This is a genomic window from Heliorestis acidaminivorans, from assembly GCF_008933955.1.
Taxonomy (GTDB): domain Bacteria; phylum Bacillota; class Desulfitobacteriia; order Heliobacteriales; family Heliobacteriaceae; genus Heliorestis; species Heliorestis acidaminivorans.
The window spans coordinates 54,744-75,530 of record NZ_WBXO01000005.1; the positions used below are offsets into that span (position 1 = coordinate 54,744).

Genomic DNA, 20,787 nt, shown 5'->3' on the forward strand with positions numbered 1-20,787 from the left:
TAATGGAGAAAGCAGTTAGTATACTAAGTAAGAAATTTCCTCAGGGAATTGGTTACGACTTGGTAGCTTTTCACGCTTCTGCTACTGTGGCCGATTACGTAGAGGCAGTAGAAGATTTTTTTACAGCAAATAGATGGTCTGCCTTACGACATGAACAGAAGGAACAAGAAGGGTGGGGTCATTGTCTAGGCTGTCCCCATTGTTGTTCAGAGAGGATTCCCTTGACTATAGGCGATGTCATTACTTTAACAAGCCTATTACCTGATGGTATAGAGCGTCCTAGGGAAGGTCCTGTGCATAGCCAAGATATAGCTTTAGCATTAGACAAATTTGCACATATAGATGTAGTAAACGGTATGGTTGATATTACTTTAAAGCGCAATGAGCAAGGGCAGTGCTATCTTTTTGATGAAGAAGGAAAACGTTGCTCCTATCATGCTTGGCGACCTCTGGTATGTCGAACTTTTTTCTGCTCTTATCTATCCCATAGAGCCGATAAGTTTCGTCAACGGCTGATCAATGATGGTGAAGATGAGCTAGTGCGTTTTTTGCTAACTTTTAATCTTCTTCCTGAGCTTTGGCAAGGGAAGGTTTCCATAGAAGATTATCCTGAAACGGCTTGGGGCAAGGCCTATGATCAAAGTAACAATGTCCTACCTCAGAATATTGAAAAAATTGTTCTATTAGAATCTTTTACAGCTTCTCTTGGCCTTGTCAGGATAAATAGATAATGGTATGCTTGTGTTAATAAAATAGACCTGTAAAGGGGTTGGGACGGGTGTTGGAACTCCAGACCCGAGAACTCGGCTCATCAAAAGTAGTAGACATAAAAGGTGAAATCGATGGTGTAGGACTAGACCGCTTTAAAGCTGGTTTAGCCGAAGCAGGAGATGCCGAGGGTCAATCAGTTATACTTAATTTTACTGATGTCATGTTCATAAGCAGCTCTGGACTAGGCGCTTTGGTGGCCTTTTATAAACAATTGCGTGCCCAAAATCGTAAGCTCATTGTTTATGGATTACGCGATGTTATTCGACAGGTCTTTGAGATTGTTCGGTTGAACAAAGTTATGATTCTTGTTGATACGGAGGAAGAGGCCTTAAAGTTGCTAGAGGCAGAGGAGTGAGTTGTCGTGAACTTTCTAGAATTGACTCCGATGCAGATAGATGCACTCAAAGAAGTAGGTAATGTAGGCGCTGGTAATGCGGCCACTGCTTTATCACAAATGGTTCAGCGTGGCATTGATATGAAAGTGCCCAACTTGAAGGTTGTACCTTTTTCCCAAGTTGCTGAGCATATGGGTGGAGATGAGAGTATTGTAGCTGGAGTCTATCTACGCGTAGATGGAAAAGCGCCAGCTAATATTCTCTTTGCATTGACGGAGGAATCAGCCAAAAGGATGGTTGATTTGCTAATGGGCATGCAACCTGGGACGACAGTTTCCCTTGGGGAAATGGAGATCTCTGCTTTGAAAGAAGTAGGGAATATCTTAGCTGGTACTTATCTAAATGCTTTGTCCATGTTTACAAGACTTACTTTTGAGCAGTCTGTACCAGCTCTGGCTATTGATATGGCGGCGGCAATTATCAGTGTAGTTTTGACAACTATTGCTGAAGTAGGCGATCATGCCATGCTTTTGGAAACAGAGTTTCAAGGCCTAGATTTAGAAGTAAAAGGAACGCTTTATCTGATACCAGAAGAAGGCTCCTTAGAATTAATATTAAGTACACTAGGTTTGGCGTAGCAGTAAGGCCTTTGATTGTATCTAGGAAAGGGCGAAGTCTATGGGCATGATAGAAATGGATATGGTGAGTCGCTACGATGAGTTACCTCGTGTCCATCGATTAATTGATGAGCTAGGTCACAAGAATAATTGGGATCATGAAACGATTTTTTATCTAAAACTTGCTTTATCTGAGGCAATTAACAACGTTATTGTTCACGGATACGGTGGAGAAAGTGATAATCCTATTACGCTTCAAATGAGAGTAACACCGGAGCGAATAGAGACCCATCTTTTAGATCAAGGAAAAGGATTCTTGATTCATGAACGAAAGGCATCTTTGCCTAATTCCTGTAGTGAAAGTGGCCGTGGCATTTTTCTTATTTGCCATTTTATGGACCAAGCCTTTTCTGCTCGCAAAGGTGAGTGGAATGACTTAACACTTATTAAGGAACTAAGAAATTCCTAATTACTCAGTTACTTGCTTTTATTGCGCCTTTTTGCGGGGTAAGGTATAATTGAGCCTATGGTCTTTTAGTTGAAGGAGGTGTAGTAGAATGATTACTAAAGATATGAGTATTGGAGAAACAGTTTCTAAATTCCCTCAAGTTGTACCTGTATTCATGGGCTTTGGAATGGGTTGCCTAGGCTGTTCAGCCGCTCGATTTGAAAACATCGAACAAGGTGCTCGTGCTCATGGTGTAGACGTAGATAAATTAATGGCAGAACTGAACAAAGCTGTTAGCCAAGGTGAAGAAAAATAAAATAGCAAAGTACAAAAGGAAGCTTTTTTAACTAAGAAAAAGCTTCCTTTCTTTTTGCCTATTTTTCTTACTATTCTGCTTATTTATCATCTATTTTGGATAGAATCGAAGCTTTTAAGGATGAATATTTTTATAATTGCAACTACTTTGTAACATATTGCACAAACTTTATTGTTGCGAGTATAATTGACTTAATTACTGGTACAACTCGGGAGGAGGAACTACATCATGACAAAATACAACATTCCCGTACAAGTTCCTGTTGGCGTTTCTAATAAACATATTCATCTCTCCCAGGCTCACTTAGAGCAGCTTTTTGGAAAAGGACATAAATTAACTGAATTGAAGCCACTTTACCAACCCGGTCACTTTGCTTGTAAAGAAGTGGTAACTATAGCAGGTCCTAAAGGTATTATTCCTAATGTTCGCGTTCTAGGTCCTCTTCGCTCGCAAACACAGGTGGAAATCTCTCGCTCCGATTCTTTTGCTTTAGGTATTAAACCACCTCTTCGTGACTCTGGTGACTTAGAAGGTTCTGCCGGTTGCATACTGATGGGACCGAAAGGTACTGTTGTTTTGGAGGAAGGCGTGATTATGGCGGCTCGCCATATTCACTTAGGCGTAGAAGAAGCAAAAGTTCTGCAGTTGAAAGATAAAGACCGCGTCAATATTAGCGTTGGTGGTGAGCGAGGCCTTATTTTCAACAATGTTCTGGTAAGGGTGGCACAAGGTCTTCGCTTAGAATTCCATGTTGATATAGATGAAGCGAATGCTGGCTTTTTAGCTAGTGGTGACTATGCTTATATTACGGAGAAAAGTGAAGAAAAAGAGGTTTCAACAATGTCAGAAAGAGTAATCCAGAAAATTTAAAATCAGGAAAGCGGATTCGGAGTAAAAACGTGGTATAATAAAAAGTGGCTACAGATGTATGTAGCCACTTTTTCTATTACATATAATCGCCATAAAGCACCAGTGACAACAGTCACTTTTGATTAAGGGAGGATAACCTTGTGCGTCAAATCGGAATTGACTATGCTAATATTGGACACGTTTTGTCACGCACTATTTTTACAGCTGATGGTCAGATTCTATTAGGTCGAGGTGTTGTTTTAACAGCTGGTTTTATTGCTAAGCTACGCAACTTAGGGATTACAGCCCTCTATATAGAAGATGAAAGATTTTCTGACATAGTTCTTAAAGACGTGGTAAGTGAAGAGACGAGACGAGAAGTCCTGCGATCATTAAAAGAATCTACTGATGTAGTTCGAAGTGGCAAAAAAATTGACGGTAAAAGGATCAAAGATGCTGTCAACCAAGTGATCGACGAAGTAATGAGAAATCACAATGTACTAGTTAGCTTCCCAGATATTAGGACGAATGAAAACCAATTGATGGCTCATAGTGTTCAAGTGTGCATTCTTAGTGCTCTCTTAGGTGTTGCTAGTAGCTTGGATCGATATCGTCTCGCCGACTTAGCTGTAGGAGCTCTGCTTCATGATCTAGGCATGACTGTATTGTCTAAGGAGCTTGTAATTAAGCCACTTCAAATGATGACAGCTGAAGAGCGACAAGCTTACTATGATCATACCTTAAAAGGTTTTGAGCTATTACGCAGTAACGGCAATATACCTTTAACATCGGCTCATGTAGCTTTCCAACATCATGAGCATATCGATGGGTCGGGCTTTCCGCGCAATCTACAAAGCGATGATATTCATCTATACGGACGCATTACTGCCGTAGCAGATACTTATGATCAGCTAGTCAATGGTAATCGAGAGGGACGCAAATTTTTACCCCATGAAGCTTGTGAGTTCTTAATGGCTAGCGCAGGTTCTAAGCTTGATGTGGAGCTGGTACGACTTTTCTTGAAAAATATTGCCGCCTATCCTACAGGTGCTTCAGTACGGCTATCGACAGGAGAAATTGGCGTAGTAGTCGATCAAAATAATTCTATGCCTATGCGGCCTATAATTCGCGTCTTAGAAGAGCGAAGTCGCGTTATTGAGCCTATAGAATACGATCTAGTATCAGAGAAAACAATGTTTATAAAAGAAGTAATGCTGTAAAAGTTTGTCACGTCAACAAGCTGGGCACTCTATTGTATAGTATTTATACTATTTTTTGTGCAGGCGAGTTGAAGTATGAGCATTTGGAAAAAAAGGATCAAAAAGTGGTCCTATGAAGTCACAGGCATTGCTATTGGAGCTTTTATTTTTGCCTTTGGCTTAAACTACTTTATCATTGCCAATCGTTTGGCTGAAGGTGGTTTAACTGGTGTTGTCTTGATTCTCCATTACCTTTTCCATTGGCCTGTTGGTCCCACTTACTTAGCTTTAAATTTACCTCTTTTTATCGCTGGTTGGCGCTTTCTAGGTCGTGATTTTGCTTGGAAAACTTTAGTAGGGACAGCCCTTGTATCTCTGGCTATTGAGCTTACTAAGCACTTTCAAGCACCGATGGCAGAAGACCTTTTTCTGGCCGCCTTATATGGTGGTGGTGCTGTCGGAATCGGTCTAGGAATTATTTTCTATCTCGGCGGTAGTACAGGCGGTGCTGATATTTTGGCCCGCTTCATCAATCAATACTGGGGCTGGCCTGTCGGGCGTGGTTTATTGCTTGTTGATACAATTGTTATTGTAGCTGTAGGTATTTTTTTCGGTCTTACCGTAGCTCTCTACACACTGGTAGCTGTTTTTGTCGCCACTAGAGTTATTGATTTTGTACAGGAAGGTGCTTATTCAGCTAAAGCCGCTATGATAATTTCTGATAAAAGAAGTGAGATAGCCGAAGCGGTGGTAGACAAACTAGGAAGAGGAGCTACCTTGTTTAGTGGTCGAGGTGCCTATACTGATCAAGATAAAGAAGTCTTATATTGTGTAGTCAGTCGCAATGAGCTCGTTCGTTTAAAAGCTCTTGTTTACGAATGTGATCCCAAGGCGTTTATGATTATTAATGATGTTCATGAAGTTTTTGGTGAAGGTTTCCGAAGATGGCCTTACAAAAAGAAAAAAGGTGTTGTAGATGGTTGAAAAGGAGTTAGCGAGCTTTCTGTAGAAGTCGTTGGCTCTTTTTCTTCTTCTGTCTGCAAGTCGAGAAGATATTCTAATACTTCTCTATCCATATTCATAGAAGATTCTTTACTATAGAGCAATTTTTCTAAAGATCCAATAGTTGAGGTAAACATGTTAATTTTTTCAGATAGCAGATCAAGCATATATTCTTCAATCGTGTTTCGGGTAGTTAAATTATAGACTTGAACGTCTCGGTCTTGTCCTAGACGATGAACTCTGCCAATACGCTGTTCTAAGCGCATAGGATTCCAAGGTAAGTCATAGTTAATTACTTGGTGACAGAATTGCAAGTTAATACCTTCCCCACCTGACTCTGTAGATATGAGTACAGGAATATCACTTTGGTGGAACTGGCTTTGTGTGATAGCTCTAGTCCAGCGACCTAGGCCACCGTAATAAGTTAAAAAAGGAATGCCTGCGCTTTGTAGGTGCATAGCCAAGTAATCTAATGTTTGCACGTACTCAGTAAAGATAATGACTTTTTCTTTATTTTTTTTGACAAATTCTGTTACGACCTGTCCTTTGGCGTTATGGCGGATTTTTTTGGCAAGGGGGATCAGTTCTGTAAGTCCCATTGATTCAATAGTACCCATTGCGGCAAAAGAGCTAGAACATACTTCGCGCAAAAGTGTTAGTAAACCAAGGACGCTTTTTTTCTCTTCTTTGCGACGTCGAAATTCGCCACGCAAATATTTTACAACAGCATTATAAAGAACTCTTTCAGGCTCTGTTAACTCAATTGGTAAGAGATGGACTTTGCGAGGAGGCAATTTTATTTCGCATTCACTACGGTGATGGCGAACCATTACTCCTGATAATATATCTTGCAATTCTTGAGGATTTTTTGGCTCTCTTTTGTTGCGCATAAAAGCACTCTGAAAGTCTTGGTACTGTCCGAAATAGCCTGGTCGAAGTAAGTCAACGAGGTGATAGAGCTCTTTCAAGTCGTTTTGTACGGGCGTAGCTGTTAGTAATAATAAGTTGCGGCATCGGAGAGAACGCATAAATTGATAGTTGCTACTTCGTGGGTTTTTTAGTCGATGGGCTTCGTCGACTATTATGACGTCATAATCAATGGATTGGATAATTTCGGCATGAGGAGACCGTTTGGCCAAATCGATAGATGCTACGACAAAAGGATGCCAGTTCCAGCCGTAATCTCTTTTGTTAACCCAGCAAGGGAATTCGAATTTACTGCGCATCTCGCTCGCCCATTGGCCTGTAAGATTGGCAGGTGTTAAGATTAAGACTTTCTCTGCCCCTCCACGGTATTGTAGTTCTTTAATAAAGAGACCTGCTTCAATTGTTTTTCCCAGACCCACTTCATCGGCTAGAATGGCCCGTCCGCCCATAGGAAATAATGCTTTCCAAGCGGCTTGGATCTGGTGGGGCAAAGGATCGAAAGTTAGTTGATGCAAGCATTGCAAAGGACCCAAATATCGTCATCCTTCCAAGGAAAAACTGTTATCTTATTCTGCAAGTTGCTGTTAAGCTTCATGTCTGGTAAATATTCCGCTTCCTCGGAAGTGTATATCTTGACAGACTGCGCATAATAAGAGAGGTCTACTATGGTCTAAGGTTAATGTTTCATCTATATTTTTACAATTATTTAACAACTTCTTAAAAAACCTTGGACAGCCTGTGGTAATTTTTGATAATATAACTGAGAAGGAAATGATAGGTAAGGAGGGCAATGGCCCTGTATATTCTTCTACCGGCTTATAACGAAGCAAAAAGTTTACCAAATTTATTGCAAAAGTTTCAAAACTTTCGTCGGGATGTTGAGGATCTCAAGATTGTAATTGTTGATGATGGTTCGCAAGATGATACAGCAGTTATTGCGGAAAGCTTTCAAGGTTTGTTAGATGTTGAAGTAATTCGTCATGGTCAGAACAGAGGTCTTGGCTGTGCAATGACAACAGGATTAAAGTGGATATGCAAAGTAGCTAAGCAAGATGATGTTGTTGTTACTATGGATGCTGATGACACTCATGATCCAGGTCATATTCCGGCGATGATGGAAAAGATTCGTCGTGGTGCTGATGTTGTTATCGCTTCGCGCTATCAAGAAGGGGGCGAGCAAGTAGGCTTATCTCAAGTAAGGCGACTAATGTCTTGGGGAGCATCTACTTTCCTTGGTGTTCTTTTTGGTATTGAAGGGGTAAAGGATTATTCTTCTGGTTATCGTGCCTACCGTGTTGGTATCTTACAGCAAGCTTTTGAACGTTTTGGAGATAATTTTATTGAAGCACAAGGTTTCGATTGTATGGCTGAAATCTTGCTAAAGCTACGGACTTTTCAACCAAATTTTGCAGAAGTGCCTTTAGTTTTGCGCTATGATCGCAAGACTGGGCCTAGTAAAATGCCTGTTTTAGAGACTGTTTTTCAATATCTCTTTTTAGCTAGAAAAGCGGCGAGGTTGGATGATCGTTAATGAAGCATAATTTAGGCGACGGCTTGTATTTAATTTTGCTTTCTATTTTTATGGGTGCTTTAGGTCAGGTCTTACTCAAAATGGGGGCTAACAAGCTAGTTCTTACGGGAGGCCCCTTGGTAACGGCTTTTATACAAGGGATTACACAAATTATCAAAAATCCCCTGATTCTTGGGGGGTTTTTGCTTTTTGGCCTTAGCTCTTTAATCTGGATTGTAGCAATTTCTAAAGTGGAGCTAAGTCTTGCTTATCCCATGGTCAGTCTTGGCTATGTTCTTGTACTCTTTTTATCCTGGGCTTTTCTAGGTGAAACACTTTCGTTGATAAGGATCAGTGGGGTGCTCGTCATTTGTTTAGGCGTTTATTTGATCGCACAAAGCTAGAACAATTTCAACCAGATTTACAAGGGTTACATAGCCCTATAGTTCCTTGGATTTTTGGGGGACTCCTTCTAGTCGCTTTACTTTTGCGCCTGCAGGGAATTGATCAGCCTTTTGCTGATTTTCACAGTTGGCGCCAAAGCGATACAGCGGCTGTTGCACGCCATTTTTATGAGCTGGAGATGAACATTCTCAGGCCACAGCTTCATTACTATGGTGCTCCGCCTAATTATGCGGAACTAGAATTCGGCCTTGTACCATACTTGACTGCTTTGCTTTACCATCTCTGGGGTGGTGAAGCTGTCTGGATTGCTCGGTCCGTAATTGTTATTTTTTCGCTTTGGTCCATCATTTCTATTTATCGTATTGCCAATCATTTCTGGGGAGGCTGGGCTAGTTTAGCCGCCGCTTTTGTTTTGGCATTACATCCTACTTATGTCTATTTTTCACGTTCCTATCAGCCTGACGTACCGATGATCGCTCTTGCTTTAGCAGGGTTAGCCAACTTTTTGGCTTATCGAAAAGGAGGCTCTCTTTTTCATGCATCCTTAGGTTGCTTTTGGTTTACTTTAGCTGTCTTAGTAAAGCCACCAGCGGCTATCTTTTACTTTCCCTTAGCCGTTTGGTGGTTCTATTCGCAAAGGAACTGGTATGTAGCCCTAGCTTATATCGTTTTTCCTATTGCCTTTACGGCCGCTTATATCTGGTCTATCCATGGTATTGCGCAACATCCATTTGTCTCCGGTCTTACTGTGGGCTTTGCCCAAAGACTGTTGGAGCAAGGACTGCCGGCCGGTTGGTTTAATGATGTAGGGCACGGTTTGTTTTTCTATACTTTTACGCCAGCGCTTTTTCTCCCTGTCCTTGTTGGCCTCTGGAGAGTTTTTAGTGGTCAAGAGTGGAAATGGATTTTACCTTGGATGGTAGGTCTTACGGCCTTTTTCATGCTGGCAGGAAATAGAGTACTTAGTCTTTTGCAATATTACTACTTGGTGGCTATACCACTAGTAGCTCTACTTGTAGCGGCGGCTTTGTCGCAAGCAGAACGGTTCAAAGAGCAAGATAGCTGGGTCTGGCGTCAGAGTTGGCAGAAGATACGTTATACTGTGCTTTTCTGGCTCTTTCTAGCTGGAGGCTCTTATCTCGTAGTTAACACATACCATTGGTGGCTACCTCAATGGTGGCTTCATAATGAACCCTGGCGTTATGAGCGATGGTATAGTCTAGATCAAAAAGTTTTATCGGTAGGTTCTAAGCTTGATGAAATTACTGATAAGGATGATTTGTTGCTCATTGTAGAATCAACGCCACGAACGCTTTACCATAGCAAGCGTTTTGGCTGGTTCATCGATCCTCAAATATTTGATGAGAATTATCTGGAGAGAGCACGAGCTGAAGGAGCTACTTATCTTGTTTGGATGGAAGAAGGTCCTCCACCATACGCAGGTGATTCTAATTGGTTTCAAGAAGGCTTCTGGCTTGTAGATATAAGGGAGTAAAGAGTAGCATAAGGCTACTCTTTACTCTTTTTTTCTCTCTTTTTGTACTTTTCTTTTGGAGATGGCTTTTCGATGATTGTAAACTTCATAAGAACCCATGAATACAAGAAAAAGGCCAAAGATTTTTCTCAAAAGCGGTGCTGGTATATGAGCCGCTAAAGTAGCACCTACGAGAGCACCGGCAATAGCCCCGGAGGCTAATAAGAGAGCTAACCGGGGCTTTACGTTACCATTTTTATAATGTGTTACAATAGCAACGGTGGAAATAGGTAAGAAAGCGGCTAGAGCTATGGCCTGGGCTTGGTGCTGAGTTAGCTCCATTAAGATTACAAGGGAGGGAACGAGTAAAGTTCCTCCCCCTAAAGCTAGTCCACTTAATATACCGGCGAGCAGACCAATTAAGGCTAAGATGATGGCCATAACATTCTTACTCCTGCAACAATCATAAATAGTCCTAGCAATAGACGCAGATTTTTAGGCGAGATTAGATTCATCAATCTTGCACCAATGTAAGCGCCTACCATGCCAGTTAAGGCAACTATGAAAGTAAGCGATATAGGAAGATGACCGTGATACCAGTAAATTAAGGCACTAGTTAAAGAGGTAGGGAGAATGACAGCTAGGGAAGTACCGTGAGCTTGGTGTTGAGCGACACCAAGAAAAAAGACGAGGGCTGGTATGACAATAGTTCCTCCGCCTATACCTACAAGACCGTTAACGAGGCCCGTAGCTACTCCAGCTAGGAGTAGAATTATTAGTGTACGTCGATTAGTTGGTAAAAAAGACATGGTAGCCTCCCTGCCGTTAAAGCTTTCTTTGATACCATATAAACAGCATTTTCTACAGCTCAGGAAGGGATATGCTGAATTGCGTCTAATTATATAAAGTATTAAAGAAATTAATAGGAACCTATAAATGAGGGGGAGCAGGTGATGAGACTACGGACTTTGATTGTAGATCAAGAGCACCTAGCACGACAAAAATTGCGTCAGCATTTAGAAAAGCATGATTTCATCCAACTTGTAGGAGAAGCTACTTCGATGCAGGAAGCTATAGATTTACTTGAACACGTTGATTACGCTTTGATATTTTCTGAAGTAGATCTTCCTGGAGGAAGTGGCTTGGACCTATGTGCTCAATTAAAGCAATCTCTTAACCCGCCTCTTGTTATCTTGGTGACATCTTCGGAACAATATGCTTTGAAAGCTTATGAAGTAGATGCTATTGATTATCTACTCAAGCCTTTGGCAGAAGAACGGGTCAACGAGAGTCTACGTAAAGCACAACGATTTGCTAAACCAAAAAGAAAGCTTAAAGAGCCAACCTTAGGGAAAGAGTCCTTCTGCTTGGGGATTATTCCAGTAGAGCGAAGTGGTAAGACCATCTTGCTTCAAGAAAAAGACATCATTTACGCTTTCACAGATAATGATGCTGTTTACATAAAAACCACAGGAGAACGATTTATAACGAAATACACCTTAAAAGAGCTAGAGAGTCGCTTACGAGGACCTAAGTTTTTTCGCTCACATCGTTGCTATCTTGTTAACCTCGAAAAAACTAGAGAAGTAGTTCCCTTCTTTAATGGTACTTTTAACCTCATAGTAGACGATAGCGAGAAGAGTGAGGTGCCTGTCAGTCGCAGTCAGTCGAAAAAATTAAGAGAGCTCTTAGGTCTTTAAGCGAAAAGACTTCAGTATAGCTGGAGTCTTTTTTTTGCGTCCTTAAAAGGGTCTGCTAGTCAAAACATTTACATATATAGAGAGCAAGGAAAAAGAGAGGAGCGGATGGAAGAATGGGCAGTGCCTTTGATGAACTAATTGTGCCCATGCTGGTCATCAGCTTACTCGCAGGCTTAGCAACAACTTTAGGAGCTATCTTAGTCTTATGGTGGCCCAATTTAGAATCTAAAAAACTAGGTGCTTTTCTTGGCTTTGCAACAGGTGTAATGATTGCTGTTGTTTTTCTAGACTTACTTCCGACAGCTTGGCAATGGGGTGGGATAAGCGCTTTAGTTACAGGGTTCTTATTAGGTGTTTTAATGATTGCTTTAGCTGATCTTATTTTGACGCGCCTGATCCGCTTCGGTGACCAAAGAAGAAAAATAAATCCTTTACGTAAAATGGGCTACCTAATCGCAATTGGCATATCCCTACACGATTTTCCAGAAGGAATTGCTATAGCTGCTGGTGCTGCTGCAGAATTTCACTTGGGCTGGTTTGTCGCCTTAGCTATCGGTTTACACAACATACCAGAAGGAATTGCTACAGCTGCTCCTTTGCGCATGAGTGGTCTAGCTAACTGGAAGATCATAGTGTTAGCAACAGTGATGGCTTTATTTACTCCTTTAGGTACGTTGCTAGGTTTTGGAGTGTTAACTATATCAACGAAAGTATTAGCACAACTTATTGCTTTAGCTGGTGGTGCGATGATTTATCTGGTCTTCTCTGAATTATGGCCTGAGGCTAAGAAAAACAATCCTTCTTGGGCTTATGGTGGTGCTTTAATAGGTGCTGTGGCTATGTCTATGCTTTCTTTTTTTCATCATTAAATTTTTCAGGGTAAAAATGGGAATATCAGGGATGTCTTGTCCATATCTATGAAGCAGAAGAGTTTCATAAGGGAGGACGAGAGGTCATGGACAGGGATAGAAGCTGGTCAGCAGGCATCATCTTGCTGGTAACAGCACTAGTCATTGCTTTTGGTCTGGGTGGTTGCCAGGCCATAGACCGTTATGTATCGATGAAACAAGATTTTAAAGCCAAGGAAACGGGTGCTGTACAAGAAGAACTTCCTGTGGAAGAAGTTAGTGAAAGTCAATTAACGGCAGAACTTGACTTGGACAATCTTAATTTCTTAGAAGAGCAATTTATTCTTACTCTCTACTTTGCAGATCCCAAAGGACAAAATCTCATAGCTGAAGAACGTTCCATTCCAAAAACAGAAAGCTTGGCCCGTTCAGCAGTACAAGAACTCATAAAAGGTCCAGGCCTAGCAGGTGGTTCGTTGCCGACTGTACCGGCAGGAACGAGATTGCTAGACATTAACATCAAAGATGGTGTCTGTATTGTTGATTTAAGTAAGGAGTTCAAAACTAATCATGAAGGTGGTTCAGCAGGCGAAACTTTAACAGTCTACTCCATAGTAAATACATTGACACAGTTTCCCTCAGTTGAGAAAGTTCAATTTCTAGTAGAAGGACAATATATTGATACGATTGCTGGTCACGTTGATGTTTCTGAAGCAATGGCTCGCCACAATACAATGATCGTGGAATAAAGCAAAAGCTAATAGAAGAAACCCGTAATCTTTGTCAAAAAAAGACAAGGTTACGGGTTTTTTTTGTTGTAATTTATGATAGTATGGAAGGAAAAGATTAGTTCTTCTGAGGCTTAGTTGTTTTTTTTATTCCATTGATGACCTTGTTCGACAAAAAAATGGTCTACGATGCGAATTTTTTTGGTAAGGATTGCTGAAGAAAAGTTCTGATGCGAGAGGAAGGTAATATTTCTCGAGCCGGGAGGTACATGAATGAGATGAGAAAAGGGATCTTATCGATCTTACTTGGAGGCGCATTGCTTTTTTCGCCCCTCTCTTTGACCATATCCGAAGCTGGACAGGGAGGTGCAGCGCCTGGCTGGATTCATTCTAGCTGGCAAATGTTAAACCAACAACAGGAATTACCAACAGATGTTCAGAAACCTGACTATGGACAAGGTCGTGAGACAACCAGCAATGAGCTAACCAAAGCCATCGTAAATGGCAACCTGGTCTATGTTCGCTCTGGACCTGGTACAAACTATTCAATCGTAACATCTTATCAAGCTGGTCATGTGGTGGAAGTAGTCAAAAGCCAAAATCAATGGTCCCAGATACGTTTGCCTAACGGAAGCTATGGATGGATGGCAGAGTGGCTATTGCAATTTCCCCAAGAAAAATCAAAGAGTGAAGATTCTAAGGATTTCAAAGTAGAAAACCCTACAAATCCTACATATGTTGATTCTGAAGATATTACAGATAAGAGTATAAAATCTTGGCTTGTTACTACAGAATTTACAACCAATATCCGTAGTGGCCCTGATGATAGGAATTACGGTGTGGTAAGAACAGTATCGAAAGGCCAGGTTTTTGAGCTGGGTCAAGTTCAAAATGGCTGGTATCAAGTTTTAGAACAAGGTCAGGTCGTAGGCTGGATAGCTTCCTGGTTAGTATCTGTAAAGCCTATTACAGCTCCCGAAGCAATCGTTGATGATCGCAGAGCTGTAGGTGAGGTAAGCCGCGGAAGCCAGATAATATCATCAGAGCGAGTAGTTATCAACGAAGGAACTGGTGTTGCAGGTAAGACTATTGTTATTGACCCCGGACACGGTAACTTGAATCCAAGATGGGGAGTTATCGACCCTGGTGCTATAGGGCAATTGGGCACACAAGAAAAAGATATAGCTCTTGATATTAGTCTTCGTTTAGAAAAACACTTAAAAGCCAGGGGAGCCCATGTGATTATGACTCATCGAGGTGATGGAGAGATTCGCGTAGAAAATGAACTCTATTACCGAGCTGAAGTGGCTAACTCTGCCAATGCAGATCTTTTTATTAGTGTTCATAACAATGCTCACTTTAACCGAGAGACAGGTGGTATCTCTACGTTCTACTATGCTTCAGGTGTACAACAAGGTGAAAGAGGCTTGAGAAGCAGAGTAGCTTCTATGATTCAACAAGAGCTTGTTGCTGAACTAGATAGAAGAAATATTGGTACCAGGGAAGCAAACTTTGTAGTTTTGCGTGAAACCAAGATGCCCTCTGTGCTTGTGGAGATCTTATTTATTTCTAATTTAGAAGAAGAACAAATGCTACGGCAAGAAAACATTCGCGAGCGTTCAGCTCTAGCTATGGCTAAAGCAATACAACGGCACTTTGAACAGCCCTAAGGTAACAGAAAAACAAGCACGTGAGAATTTCTCACGTGCTTCCTTCGTTGGTAACTTTTCTTTTCAACAAGCATATTATATGCTATGGTTTAAACGGTCGATTTAGCGCCCTTTGGCTAGGAGTGAGTCTTTTGAGACGTTGCCAACCTATTGGACTCTTTGACTCAGGTGTTGGCGGATTTACGGTGGCACAAGAAATATTCCGTCAACTTCCTCATGAAGAGATTCTCTACTATGCAGATACAGCTCACGTTCCCTACGGTCCTCGTTCCGTAGAAGAACTAATTCGTTTTGCTACTGAAATTACCACTTTTCTCGTATCGCAGGGTGCCAAAATGATTCTTGTAGCTTGCAACACAAGCTCTTCTCTAGCTTTGCAGATACTACAAGAACGCTTTCACGTACCGATTGTTGGTGTTGTCGATCCAGGAGCACAAGAAGCGGTAAAAACAACGCGAAATGGTCGAGTTGGCGTCTTAGCTACGGAAGCTACGATTCGAAAAGGTGCTCATGGTATGCGAATTCAAGAGCTTGATTCCTCAATTCAAGTATACGGGCAAGCTTGCCCGCTTTATGTACCTCTTGTAGAGTCAGGGAAATATCTTTCCAAAGAAGCGGAAGAAGCTTCTCGCCTTTACTTAGAACCACTAATGAAAGCATCTGTAGATACGATCATTTTAGGGTGTACCCACTATCCTTATCTGGAACCATCGATTCGTAAAATTATTGGTGATGCTGTTCATTTAATTGATCCAGCCCGTCAAACAGTGGCACAAGGTAAGTATCTTATAGAGAATGGCATAGTTCCAGCTCGTGATAGTAGATATGGCAAGCCTCATCATCACTTTTATGTAAGTGGAGATCTACAATCTTTTCGTCAGGTAGGTGGTCCTCTGATTGGAGCTCCTATTTTACAAGATCTTCGCCAAGTCTCTCTCGATGGTATTTTAGATGGTGTAGCTCCTCAATTAATCTCCGCAACAGCATGAAAGAAATAACTTGGATGGTATGTAGCTTATGAGTAAGAAAGTGGGAATTACGACAACCATTCCTGCTGAGATTGTATATGCCGCAGGCTGGAGGCCTATTGATCTTAATAATATCTTTATTGCTGGCGAAAATCCTAGTCAAGCTGTTGATAAAGCAGAACAGGCTGGATTCCCTAGAAATATTTGTGGATGGATCAAAGGTCTCTATACAACATTATTAGAATCGCCAGAGATTGAACAGGTAATTGCAGTAACTCAAGGTGACTGCTCTAATACTCATGCTTTAATGGAAACGTGGCAATGCGCCGGTAGAACAGTGATCCCTTTTGCTTATCCTTATGATGGAGATTATGACTTACTTAAGCTACAGATGGAGAAGCTGATAAAAGCCTTAAATACAGATTGGGATAGCGTTTACCTTTGGAAGCAGAAGCTTGACAGAATACGTGCTAAAGCTCATAAGCTTGATCAATTGACTTGGGAAAAAGGTACTATTGATGGAAAGACAAATCACCTAGCACTAGTAGGTTGCTCTGACTTTAACGGCGATCCTGATAGTTATGATCTTTACCTCGATGAACTCTTAGCATCTTCAGAAGGACAAGAGCAGAAGGGGTCGGTGCGTCTTGGTTATGTAGGCGTACCGCCCATTACTTTAGATTTTTATGACTACGTAAAAGAGCAAGGTGGCCAAATCGTTTTTAATGAAGTTCAGCGGCAGTTTGCTATGCCTTTTGATGAGCAAGATGTGGTCAAGCAGTATCAAAAATACACCTATCCATATTCGATTTTTCACCGCCTTCAAGATATGGAGTGTGAAATAAAGCGGAGAAAGATTGACGGAATTATTCACTATACGCAGAGTTTTTGTTTTCGTCAGATTGAGGACCTCATATTGCGACAAAAGCTTGATGTACCCCTGCTTACCTTAGAAGGAGATCGACCTGGGCTCTTAGATGCTCGAAGTCGTATGAGACTAGATGCTTTTATCGATATGTTGTCCTATTAAAAAAAAGATTCATGAAGATGGGGGCTTTCGTAAAGCCTATGAATATTGGTTTAGACCTTGGTAGTCGCTTTGTCAAAGCTGTTTTCTTTCAAAAAGGTGAAATGGTAGAACAACGTTATTACGACACCCTTGAATTTTATCGTCACTACGGTCGGAAAGTGAACGATAATCTGGTAATTGATGATAAGGCTTTAGGATGGCCTGCTTATAATAAGGTTGTTTCGACAGGTTATGGACGTAATTTACTTCAAGTTCAAGGTGGCCAGGTTATTCCAGAGTTACGGGCTCATACGGAAGGGGCTAAGTACCAGACGGGCTTACAAGACTTTACCTTGCTTGATCTAGGTGGCCAAGATAGTAAGGTTATTAAGGTGCAAAAAGGGCGTATGGTGGATTTTCGCACAAATGACAAATGTGCCGCTTCCTCAGGTCGTTATCTAGAAAACATGGCCCTTGTTTTAGGAATGAAGGTGGAAGATTTAAGCTCTTGCCATAGCTATCCCGTAACCCTATCTTCTACTTGTGCCGTTTTTGGAGAATCGGAACTGATTGGACGTATTATTGAAGGACATAGTCTAGAAAGCTTAGCTGCTGGTGTGAACGAGACGATAGTCAAAAGAGTAGAGCCAATGCTAAGAGAACTTTATAGTACAACAGTTATCTTTACTGGCGGTGTAGCTTATAATAAAGCTATTCGCAGTATGTTAGAACAGAGCCTTGACGTGAAAGTTATTGTACCAAAGTATCCTCAATTAAACGGCGCTATTGGCTGTGCTACCTATATAGGAACATAAGAAAGGAGAATAGGGGTGCGAAAACTAACCTTTGAAGAGATTGCTAGCCAAGTGGAGAGACTTTGTATTGAAGCTAATACAGTAATTGGTGATGACGTAACAGGTGCGTTAAAGTCAGCTTGTGCACAAGAAGCCTCGCCGCTCGGTCGTTCTATTCTTGAAAAAATTATAGAGAATAATGATATTGCTGCTCGAGAGACCGTACCCATTTGTCAGGATACAGGAATGACAGTAGTCTTTGTTGATTGGGGACAAGAAGTGCTTTTTGAGGGTGGAGAAATCAAAGAAGCTATTCACGAAGGAGTTCGTAGAGGTTACGACAAAGGCTATTTACGCAAATCAGTAGTACAAGACCCCTTAGAAAGAGTCAATACGGGAGATAATACACCTGCTGTTATTCACTTTGATCTCGTACCGGGTGACAAAGTTCGTATTCTTGTAGCTCCTAAAGGTTTTGGTAGTGAGAACATGAGTGCTCTCAAAATGTTTAAACCTTCTGAAGGTATTGAAGCTGTTAAGAAGCTTGTTGTGGAGACAGTAGACAAGGCAGGCTCTAATCCCTGTCCGCCTATTGTCGTTGGCGTTGGCATCGGCGGAACTATGGAAAAAGCAGCCTTGCTTGCCAAAAGAGCGCTCATGCGTCATCTCGGGTCCTCTAACAGCCAACCTCATCTAGCGGCACTAGAAAAAGAATTGCTAGAAAAAGTAAATGCACTAGGAATTGGACCGCAGGGATTAGGTGGTTCGACAACAGCATTAGCTGTCCATGTAGAAACTTACCCAACTCATATAGCGGGATTGCCTACAGCCGTAAACATAAATTGTCATGTTACCCGTCATGCTGAAGTGGAGCTATAGGGAGAGAAAGGGGGAGTAACCATGGAGGCTATCAAATTAACAACACCTCTAACTAAAGAGCAGAGCAAAAAGTTAAAAGCAGGCGATCAAGTTTTGATCAGCGGTGTCATCTACACAGGTCGTGATGCCGCCCACAAGAAAATGATAGAAGCTATGGAGAGAGGCGAAGAGCTTCCCTTTGACGTAAAAGATACAATCATCTATTACGTGGGGCCTTGTCCCGCTAAACCAGGGCAGGTAATTGGTTCTGCAGGGCCAACAACGTCCGGTCGCATGGATGCCTATGCTCCCGCTCTAATAGCAAAAGGCTTAAAGGGCATGATTGGCAAAGGGCTTCGTACTCCAGAGGTCATATCAGCTATGCAAGAACACTCTGCCATCTACTTTGCCGCCATTGGAGGCGCAGGAGCTCTCATGGCCAGAACTATTAAAGAATCAGAAGTTATTGCTTATGAAGAGCTAGGTACAGAAGCAGTGAGACGACTAGTTGTTGAAGATTTTCCTGCTATTGTGGTCATTGACAGCGAAGGAAATAACTTATATGAGCAAGGAAAAGAAGCCTATCGTAAAAAATAGAATCAAGGCCTAGCATGAGGAGGTAAATAATGGCTCGAATAGACGGCCGTGCTTCAGACCAACTAAGGGACGTCAAAATTGATAGAGACTATTTAATTCATCCTGAAGGTTCTGTTTTGATCACCATGGGTAACACAAAAGTTATTTGCACTGCAACAGTAGAAGAAAAAGTACCGCCATTCCAAAAAGGCTCTGGCAAAGGATGGGTTACAGCAGAGTATGCCATGTTACCACGTGCTACAGGTACGAGGACACAGCGAGAATCTTCTCGAGGAAAACAACAAGGCAGAACAATGGAAATTCAACGACTTATAGGTAGATCTTTACGTTCTATTACAGATCTACCAAGGCTGGGCGAGAGAACTATCTGGATCGACTGTGATGTCATACAAGCTGACGGAGGCACTAGAACAGCGGCTATAACAGGTGCTTATATGGCTCTCCACGATGCTTGCACGAAGCTTTTGCAAAAAGGCGCGATCCAGCAGAATCCTTTACTTCAGCAATTAGCAGCTATCAGCGTAGGGAAAGTAAAAAACCAACTGCTCTTAGATCTTTGTTATGAAGAAGATTCTCAAGCTGAAGTTGACATGAATGTAGTTATGACTAGTGACGGGAAGTTTGTAGAATTACAAGGTACAGCAGAAGGGCATCCTTTTTCCATGGAAGAAATGAATGGCATGGTGGAGCTTGCCCGAAAAGGCATCAAAGAACTTCTAGTCATTCAGAAAAAGATGATTGGCACTTAGTATGTAAATAGTATGTAAAAAAACACGATTTGACAGAAACAATTAGGTCCTGTTAAATCGTGTTTTTTTCAAAAAGATAATTGAAAGATTATAGAAGAATTAGCTTGTGAATATTTGCGCTTGACAAGAAGAAGTTAGTGCAATTACGATGTTGTGAGTATTACATTTGTCCTGTCATGAGGGGTTGAAGAAGGATGCAGATCATCATCGCAACGAAGAACATGGGAAAAGTTCGAGAATTTGAGGCGATGACGGAGAGTCAAAAAGCACCGTTGCCTATACAATGGCTTTCTCTCCGTGACTTTCCAGAGATTGGGGAAATCGAAGAGACAGGATCTACTTTTCGTGAAAATGCTTTATTGAAAGCTCAAACTGTTGCCAATATAACTGGTTTAGCCGCTCTATCTGATGACTCGGGCTTACAAGTTGATGCTCTAGGTGGAGCGCCTGGCATCTACTCTGCCCGCTATGCAGGAGAGCCAAAAGATGACGAGCGAAACAATGCTAAGCTTTTGCAGGAACTGCAAGGTCTTCCTTTTGAACAAAGGACTGCGCGCTTTATTTGTGTTTTAGCCTTAGCGTTACCGGATGGACAAAAGTTTTTTGCAGAAGGTGCTTGTCACGGTTTTATTGCCAAAGAAAAAGCAGGTGATGGTGGCTTTGGCTACGATCCCCTTTTTTATCTGCCTTTTTATCATAAGACTATGGCTCAATTGAGCAGTACCGTAAAAAACAGCATTAGTCATCGAGCTTCAGCCATGGAAAAGATGTTTTTTCTATTGCGCGCTCTTTTGTTTCCAGAGCCAGAACCGATGAGGAAACCTAATTTTTAATTAGCTAAAACCCTGTTGACAAAGAGATTTACTTTCGCTAAAATGTTCAGGTATAGGCAAAAGATTTATTTGGCTAAACTATGCGGGAGTGGCGGAATTGGCAGACGCACTGGATTTAGGTTCCAGCGGGCAACCGTGGGGGTTCAAGTCCCTTCTCCCGCACCATCAAAAAAATTAGCC

At 41.6% G+C, this 20,787-nt stretch carries 25 protein-coding genes and 1 tRNA gene; 23 read left to right on the forward strand and 3 right to left on the reverse strand.

All coding sequences use genetic code 11. The features are described from left to right. The first annotated feature begins 2 nt into the window (after nucleotides 1–2). From F9B85_RS07815 to F9B85_RS07850, 8 genes are all read left to right on the forward strand, one after another. Complete coding sequence (locus F9B85_RS07815; protein WP_151619840.1) at nucleotides 3–731, forward strand: YkgJ family cysteine cluster protein; 729 nt, start codon at nucleotides 3–5, stop codon at nucleotides 729–731. Nucleotides 732–778: 47 nt separating this feature from the next. Then, nucleotides 779–1,126, forward strand: a complete 348-nt coding sequence (locus F9B85_RS07820; RefSeq protein WP_170270322.1) for an STAS domain-containing protein — start codon at nucleotides 779–781, stop codon at nucleotides 1,124–1,126. Between the two features lie 6 nt (nucleotides 1,127–1,132). Beyond that, a complete protein-coding gene (locus F9B85_RS07825) occupies nucleotides 1,133–1,744 on the forward strand; it encodes a chemotaxis protein CheC (protein ID WP_207707078.1) in 612 nt (203 codons plus the stop codon). A gap of 40 nt (nucleotides 1,745–1,784) precedes the next feature. Further along, complete coding sequence (locus F9B85_RS07830; protein ID WP_151619842.1) at nucleotides 1,785–2,192, forward strand: ATP-binding protein; 408 nt, start codon at nucleotides 1,785–1,787, stop codon at nucleotides 2,190–2,192. A gap of 88 nt (nucleotides 2,193–2,280) precedes the next feature. Continuing rightward, nucleotides 2,281–2,487, forward strand: a complete 207-nt coding sequence (locus F9B85_RS07835) for a DUF1858 domain-containing protein (protein ID WP_151619843.1) — start codon at nucleotides 2,281–2,283, stop codon at nucleotides 2,485–2,487. 228 nt (nucleotides 2,488–2,715) lie between these two features. After that, entirely contained in the window at nucleotides 2,716–3,357 is a 642-nt protein-coding gene (pduL, locus tag F9B85_RS07840) for a phosphate propanoyltransferase (RefSeq protein ID WP_151619844.1), read from the forward strand. 140 nt (nucleotides 3,358–3,497) lie between these two features. Beyond that, entirely contained in the window at nucleotides 3,498–4,556 is a 1,059-nt protein-coding gene (locus F9B85_RS07845; RefSeq protein WP_151619845.1) for an HD-GYP domain-containing protein, read from the forward strand. A 75-nt stretch (nucleotides 4,557–4,631) separates the two neighbouring features. Further along, nucleotides 4,632–5,519, forward strand: a complete 888-nt coding sequence (locus F9B85_RS07850) for a YitT family protein (RefSeq protein WP_151619846.1) — start codon at nucleotides 4,632–4,634, stop codon at nucleotides 5,517–5,519. Here F9B85_RS07850 and F9B85_RS07855 read toward each other — a convergent pair. Next, a complete protein-coding gene (locus tag F9B85_RS07855; RefSeq protein WP_151619847.1) occupies nucleotides 5,486–6,997 on the reverse strand; it encodes a DEAD/DEAH box helicase in 1,512 nt (503 codons plus the stop codon). The two genes, F9B85_RS07850 and F9B85_RS07855, sit on opposite strands and share 34 nt — an antisense overlap. Before the next feature lie 257 nt (nucleotides 6,998–7,254). Here F9B85_RS07855 and F9B85_RS07860 point away from each other — a divergent pair, with 257 nt between their 5' ends. Genes F9B85_RS07860 through F9B85_RS07870 form a run of 3 tightly spaced genes read left to right on the forward strand, consistent with a single transcriptional unit; the run spans nucleotide 7,255 to nucleotide 9,874 of the window. Then, nucleotides 7,255–7,995 carry a glycosyltransferase gene (locus tag F9B85_RS07860; protein WP_151619848.1) on the forward strand — a complete coding sequence of 247 codons (741 nt, stop codon included), beginning with the start codon at nucleotides 7,255–7,257 and terminating at the stop codon, nucleotides 7,993–7,995. Next, nucleotides 7,995–8,378: an EamA family transporter gene (locus tag F9B85_RS07865; protein WP_151619849.1), complete on the forward strand. Its 384-nt coding sequence runs from the start codon at nucleotides 7,995–7,997 to the stop codon at nucleotides 8,376–8,378. The genes F9B85_RS07860 and F9B85_RS07865 overlap by 1 nt, the downstream gene beginning before the upstream one ends. Continuing rightward, nucleotides 8,345–9,874 (forward strand): ArnT family glycosyltransferase, encoded by a 1,530-nt coding sequence (locus F9B85_RS07870; protein WP_151619850.1) that lies wholly within the window; start codon nucleotides 8,345–8,347, stop codon nucleotides 9,872–9,874. Before F9B85_RS07865 ends, F9B85_RS07870 begins: the two co-directional genes overlap by 34 nt. A 21-nt stretch (nucleotides 9,875–9,895) precedes the next feature. On the opposite strand, the gene F9B85_RS07875 is transcribed toward F9B85_RS07870, so the two are convergent. Both F9B85_RS07875 and F9B85_RS07880 read right to left on the reverse strand, forming a co-directional pair. After that, complete coding sequence (locus tag F9B85_RS07875) at nucleotides 9,896–10,294, reverse strand: sulfite exporter TauE/SafE family protein (protein WP_151619851.1); 399 nt, start codon at nucleotides 10,292–10,294, stop codon at nucleotides 9,896–9,898. After that, a complete protein-coding gene (locus F9B85_RS07880; protein ID WP_341474388.1) occupies nucleotides 10,279–10,803 on the reverse strand; it encodes a sulfite exporter TauE/SafE family protein in 525 nt (174 codons plus the stop codon). The genes F9B85_RS07875 and F9B85_RS07880 overlap by 16 nt, the downstream gene beginning before the upstream one ends. 3 nt (nucleotides 10,804–10,806) lie before the next feature. Here F9B85_RS07880 and F9B85_RS07885 point away from each other — a divergent pair, with 3 nt between their 5' ends. From F9B85_RS07885 to F9B85_RS07940, 12 genes are all read left to right on the forward strand, one after another. Continuing rightward, a complete protein-coding gene (locus F9B85_RS07885) occupies nucleotides 10,807–11,553 on the forward strand; it encodes a LytR/AlgR family response regulator transcription factor (protein WP_151619853.1) in 747 nt (248 codons plus the stop codon). A gap of 113 nt (nucleotides 11,554–11,666) precedes the next feature. After that, on the forward strand, nucleotides 11,667–12,422 hold the full coding sequence (locus tag F9B85_RS07890) for a ZIP family metal transporter (RefSeq protein ID WP_151619854.1): 756 nt from the start codon (nucleotides 11,667–11,669) through the stop codon (nucleotides 12,420–12,422). Nucleotides 12,423–12,508: 86 nt separating this feature from the next. Then, the gene (locus F9B85_RS07895) at nucleotides 12,509–13,150 is read left to right on the forward strand and encodes a GerMN domain-containing protein (protein WP_170270324.1); all 642 of its coding nucleotides are present in this window, start codon (nucleotides 12,509–12,511) and stop codon (nucleotides 13,148–13,150) included. Between the two features lie 257 nt (nucleotides 13,151–13,407). Beyond that, nucleotides 13,408–14,799, forward strand: coding sequence for an N-acetylmuramoyl-L-alanine amidase family protein (locus F9B85_RS07900; protein ID WP_170270326.1), 1,392 nt, complete (start codon nucleotides 13,408–13,410; stop codon nucleotides 14,797–14,799). Between the two features lie 131 nt (nucleotides 14,800–14,930). Then, nucleotides 14,931–15,788 carry a glutamate racemase gene (murI, locus tag F9B85_RS07905; RefSeq protein ID WP_151619856.1) on the forward strand — a complete coding sequence of 286 codons (858 nt, stop codon included), beginning with the start codon at nucleotides 14,931–14,933 and terminating at the stop codon, nucleotides 15,786–15,788. Nucleotides 15,789–15,816: 28 nt separating this feature from the next. Next, a complete protein-coding gene (locus F9B85_RS07910) occupies nucleotides 15,817–16,797 on the forward strand; it encodes a 2-hydroxyacyl-CoA dehydratase family protein (RefSeq protein ID WP_151619857.1) in 981 nt (326 codons plus the stop codon). 38 nt (nucleotides 16,798–16,835) lie between these two features. After that, complete coding sequence (locus F9B85_RS07915; RefSeq protein WP_151619858.1) at nucleotides 16,836–17,591, forward strand: acyl-CoA dehydratase activase; 756 nt, start codon at nucleotides 16,836–16,838, stop codon at nucleotides 17,589–17,591. A gap of 15 nt (nucleotides 17,592–17,606) precedes the next feature. Then, nucleotides 17,607–18,449 (forward strand): fumarate hydratase, encoded by an 843-nt coding sequence (locus F9B85_RS07920; protein WP_151619859.1) that lies wholly within the window; start codon nucleotides 17,607–17,609, stop codon nucleotides 18,447–18,449. Between the two features lie 21 nt (nucleotides 18,450–18,470). Continuing rightward, nucleotides 18,471–19,025, forward strand: a complete 555-nt coding sequence (locus F9B85_RS07925) for a Fe-S-containing hydro-lyase (RefSeq protein WP_151619860.1) — start codon at nucleotides 18,471–18,473, stop codon at nucleotides 19,023–19,025. 29 nt (nucleotides 19,026–19,054) lie between these two features. Further along, nucleotides 19,055–19,774 carry a ribonuclease PH gene (gene rph / locus F9B85_RS07930; protein WP_151619861.1) on the forward strand — a complete coding sequence of 240 codons (720 nt, stop codon included), beginning with the start codon at nucleotides 19,055–19,057 and terminating at the stop codon, nucleotides 19,772–19,774. 194 nt (nucleotides 19,775–19,968) lie between these two features. Beyond that, nucleotides 19,969–20,607: an XTP/dITP diphosphatase gene (locus tag F9B85_RS07935; RefSeq protein ID WP_151619862.1), complete on the forward strand. Its 639-nt coding sequence runs from the start codon at nucleotides 19,969–19,971 to the stop codon at nucleotides 20,605–20,607. Nucleotides 20,608–20,689: 82 nt separating this feature from the next. Next, a tRNA-Leu gene (locus F9B85_RS07940) sits at nucleotides 20,690–20,772 on the forward strand. Nucleotides 20,773–20,787: the final 15 nt, after the last annotated feature.

Bases quoted from the DNA above. Each gene is read 5' to 3' on its own strand.
- rph (WP_151619861.1), top strand. From the start codon at position 19,055: ATGGCTCGAATAGACGGCCGTGCTTCAGACCAACTAAGGGACGTCAAA.
- F9B85_RS07815 (WP_151619840.1), top strand. From the start codon at position 3: ATGGAGAAAGCAGTTAGTATACTAAGTAAGAAATTTCCTCAGGGAATT.
- F9B85_RS07865 (WP_151619849.1), top strand. From the start codon at position 7,995: ATGAAGCATAATTTAGGCGACGGCTTGTATTTAATTTTGCTTTCTATT.
- F9B85_RS07830 (WP_151619842.1), top strand. From the start codon at position 1,785: ATGGGCATGATAGAAATGGATATGGTGAGTCGCTACGATGAGTTACCT.
- F9B85_RS07860 (WP_151619848.1), top strand. From the start codon at position 7,255: ATGGCCCTGTATATTCTTCTACCGGCTTATAACGAAGCAAAAAGTTTA.
- F9B85_RS07885 (WP_151619853.1), top strand. From the start codon at position 10,807: ATGAGACTACGGACTTTGATTGTAGATCAAGAGCACCTAGCACGACAA.
- F9B85_RS07850 (WP_151619846.1), top strand. From the start codon at position 4,632: ATGAGCATTTGGAAAAAAAGGATCAAAAAGTGGTCCTATGAAGTCACA.
- F9B85_RS07935 (WP_151619862.1), top strand. From the start codon at position 19,969: ATGCAGATCATCATCGCAACGAAGAACATGGGAAAAGTTCGAGAATTT.
- F9B85_RS07890 (WP_151619854.1), top strand. From the start codon at position 11,667: ATGGGCAGTGCCTTTGATGAACTAATTGTGCCCATGCTGGTCATCAGC.
- F9B85_RS07895 (WP_170270324.1), top strand. From the start codon at position 12,509: ATGGACAGGGATAGAAGCTGGTCAGCAGGCATCATCTTGCTGGTAACA.
- F9B85_RS07875 (WP_151619851.1), bottom strand. From the start codon at position 10,294: ATGGCCATCATCTTAGCCTTAATTGGTCTGCTCGCCGGTATATTAAGT.
- pduL (WP_151619844.1), top strand. From the start codon at position 2,716: ATGACAAAATACAACATTCCCGTACAAGTTCCTGTTGGCGTTTCTAAT.
- F9B85_RS07835 (WP_151619843.1), top strand. From the start codon at position 2,281: ATGATTACTAAAGATATGAGTATTGGAGAAACAGTTTCTAAATTCCCT.
- F9B85_RS07910 (WP_151619857.1), top strand. From the start codon at position 15,817: ATGAGTAAGAAAGTGGGAATTACGACAACCATTCCTGCTGAGATTGTA.
- F9B85_RS07925 (WP_151619860.1), top strand. From the start codon at position 18,471: ATGGAGGCTATCAAATTAACAACACCTCTAACTAAAGAGCAGAGCAAA.
- F9B85_RS07900 (WP_170270326.1), top strand. From the start codon at position 13,408: ATGAGAAAAGGGATCTTATCGATCTTACTTGGAGGCGCATTGCTTTTT.
- F9B85_RS07915 (WP_151619858.1), top strand. From the start codon at position 16,836: ATGAATATTGGTTTAGACCTTGGTAGTCGCTTTGTCAAAGCTGTTTTC.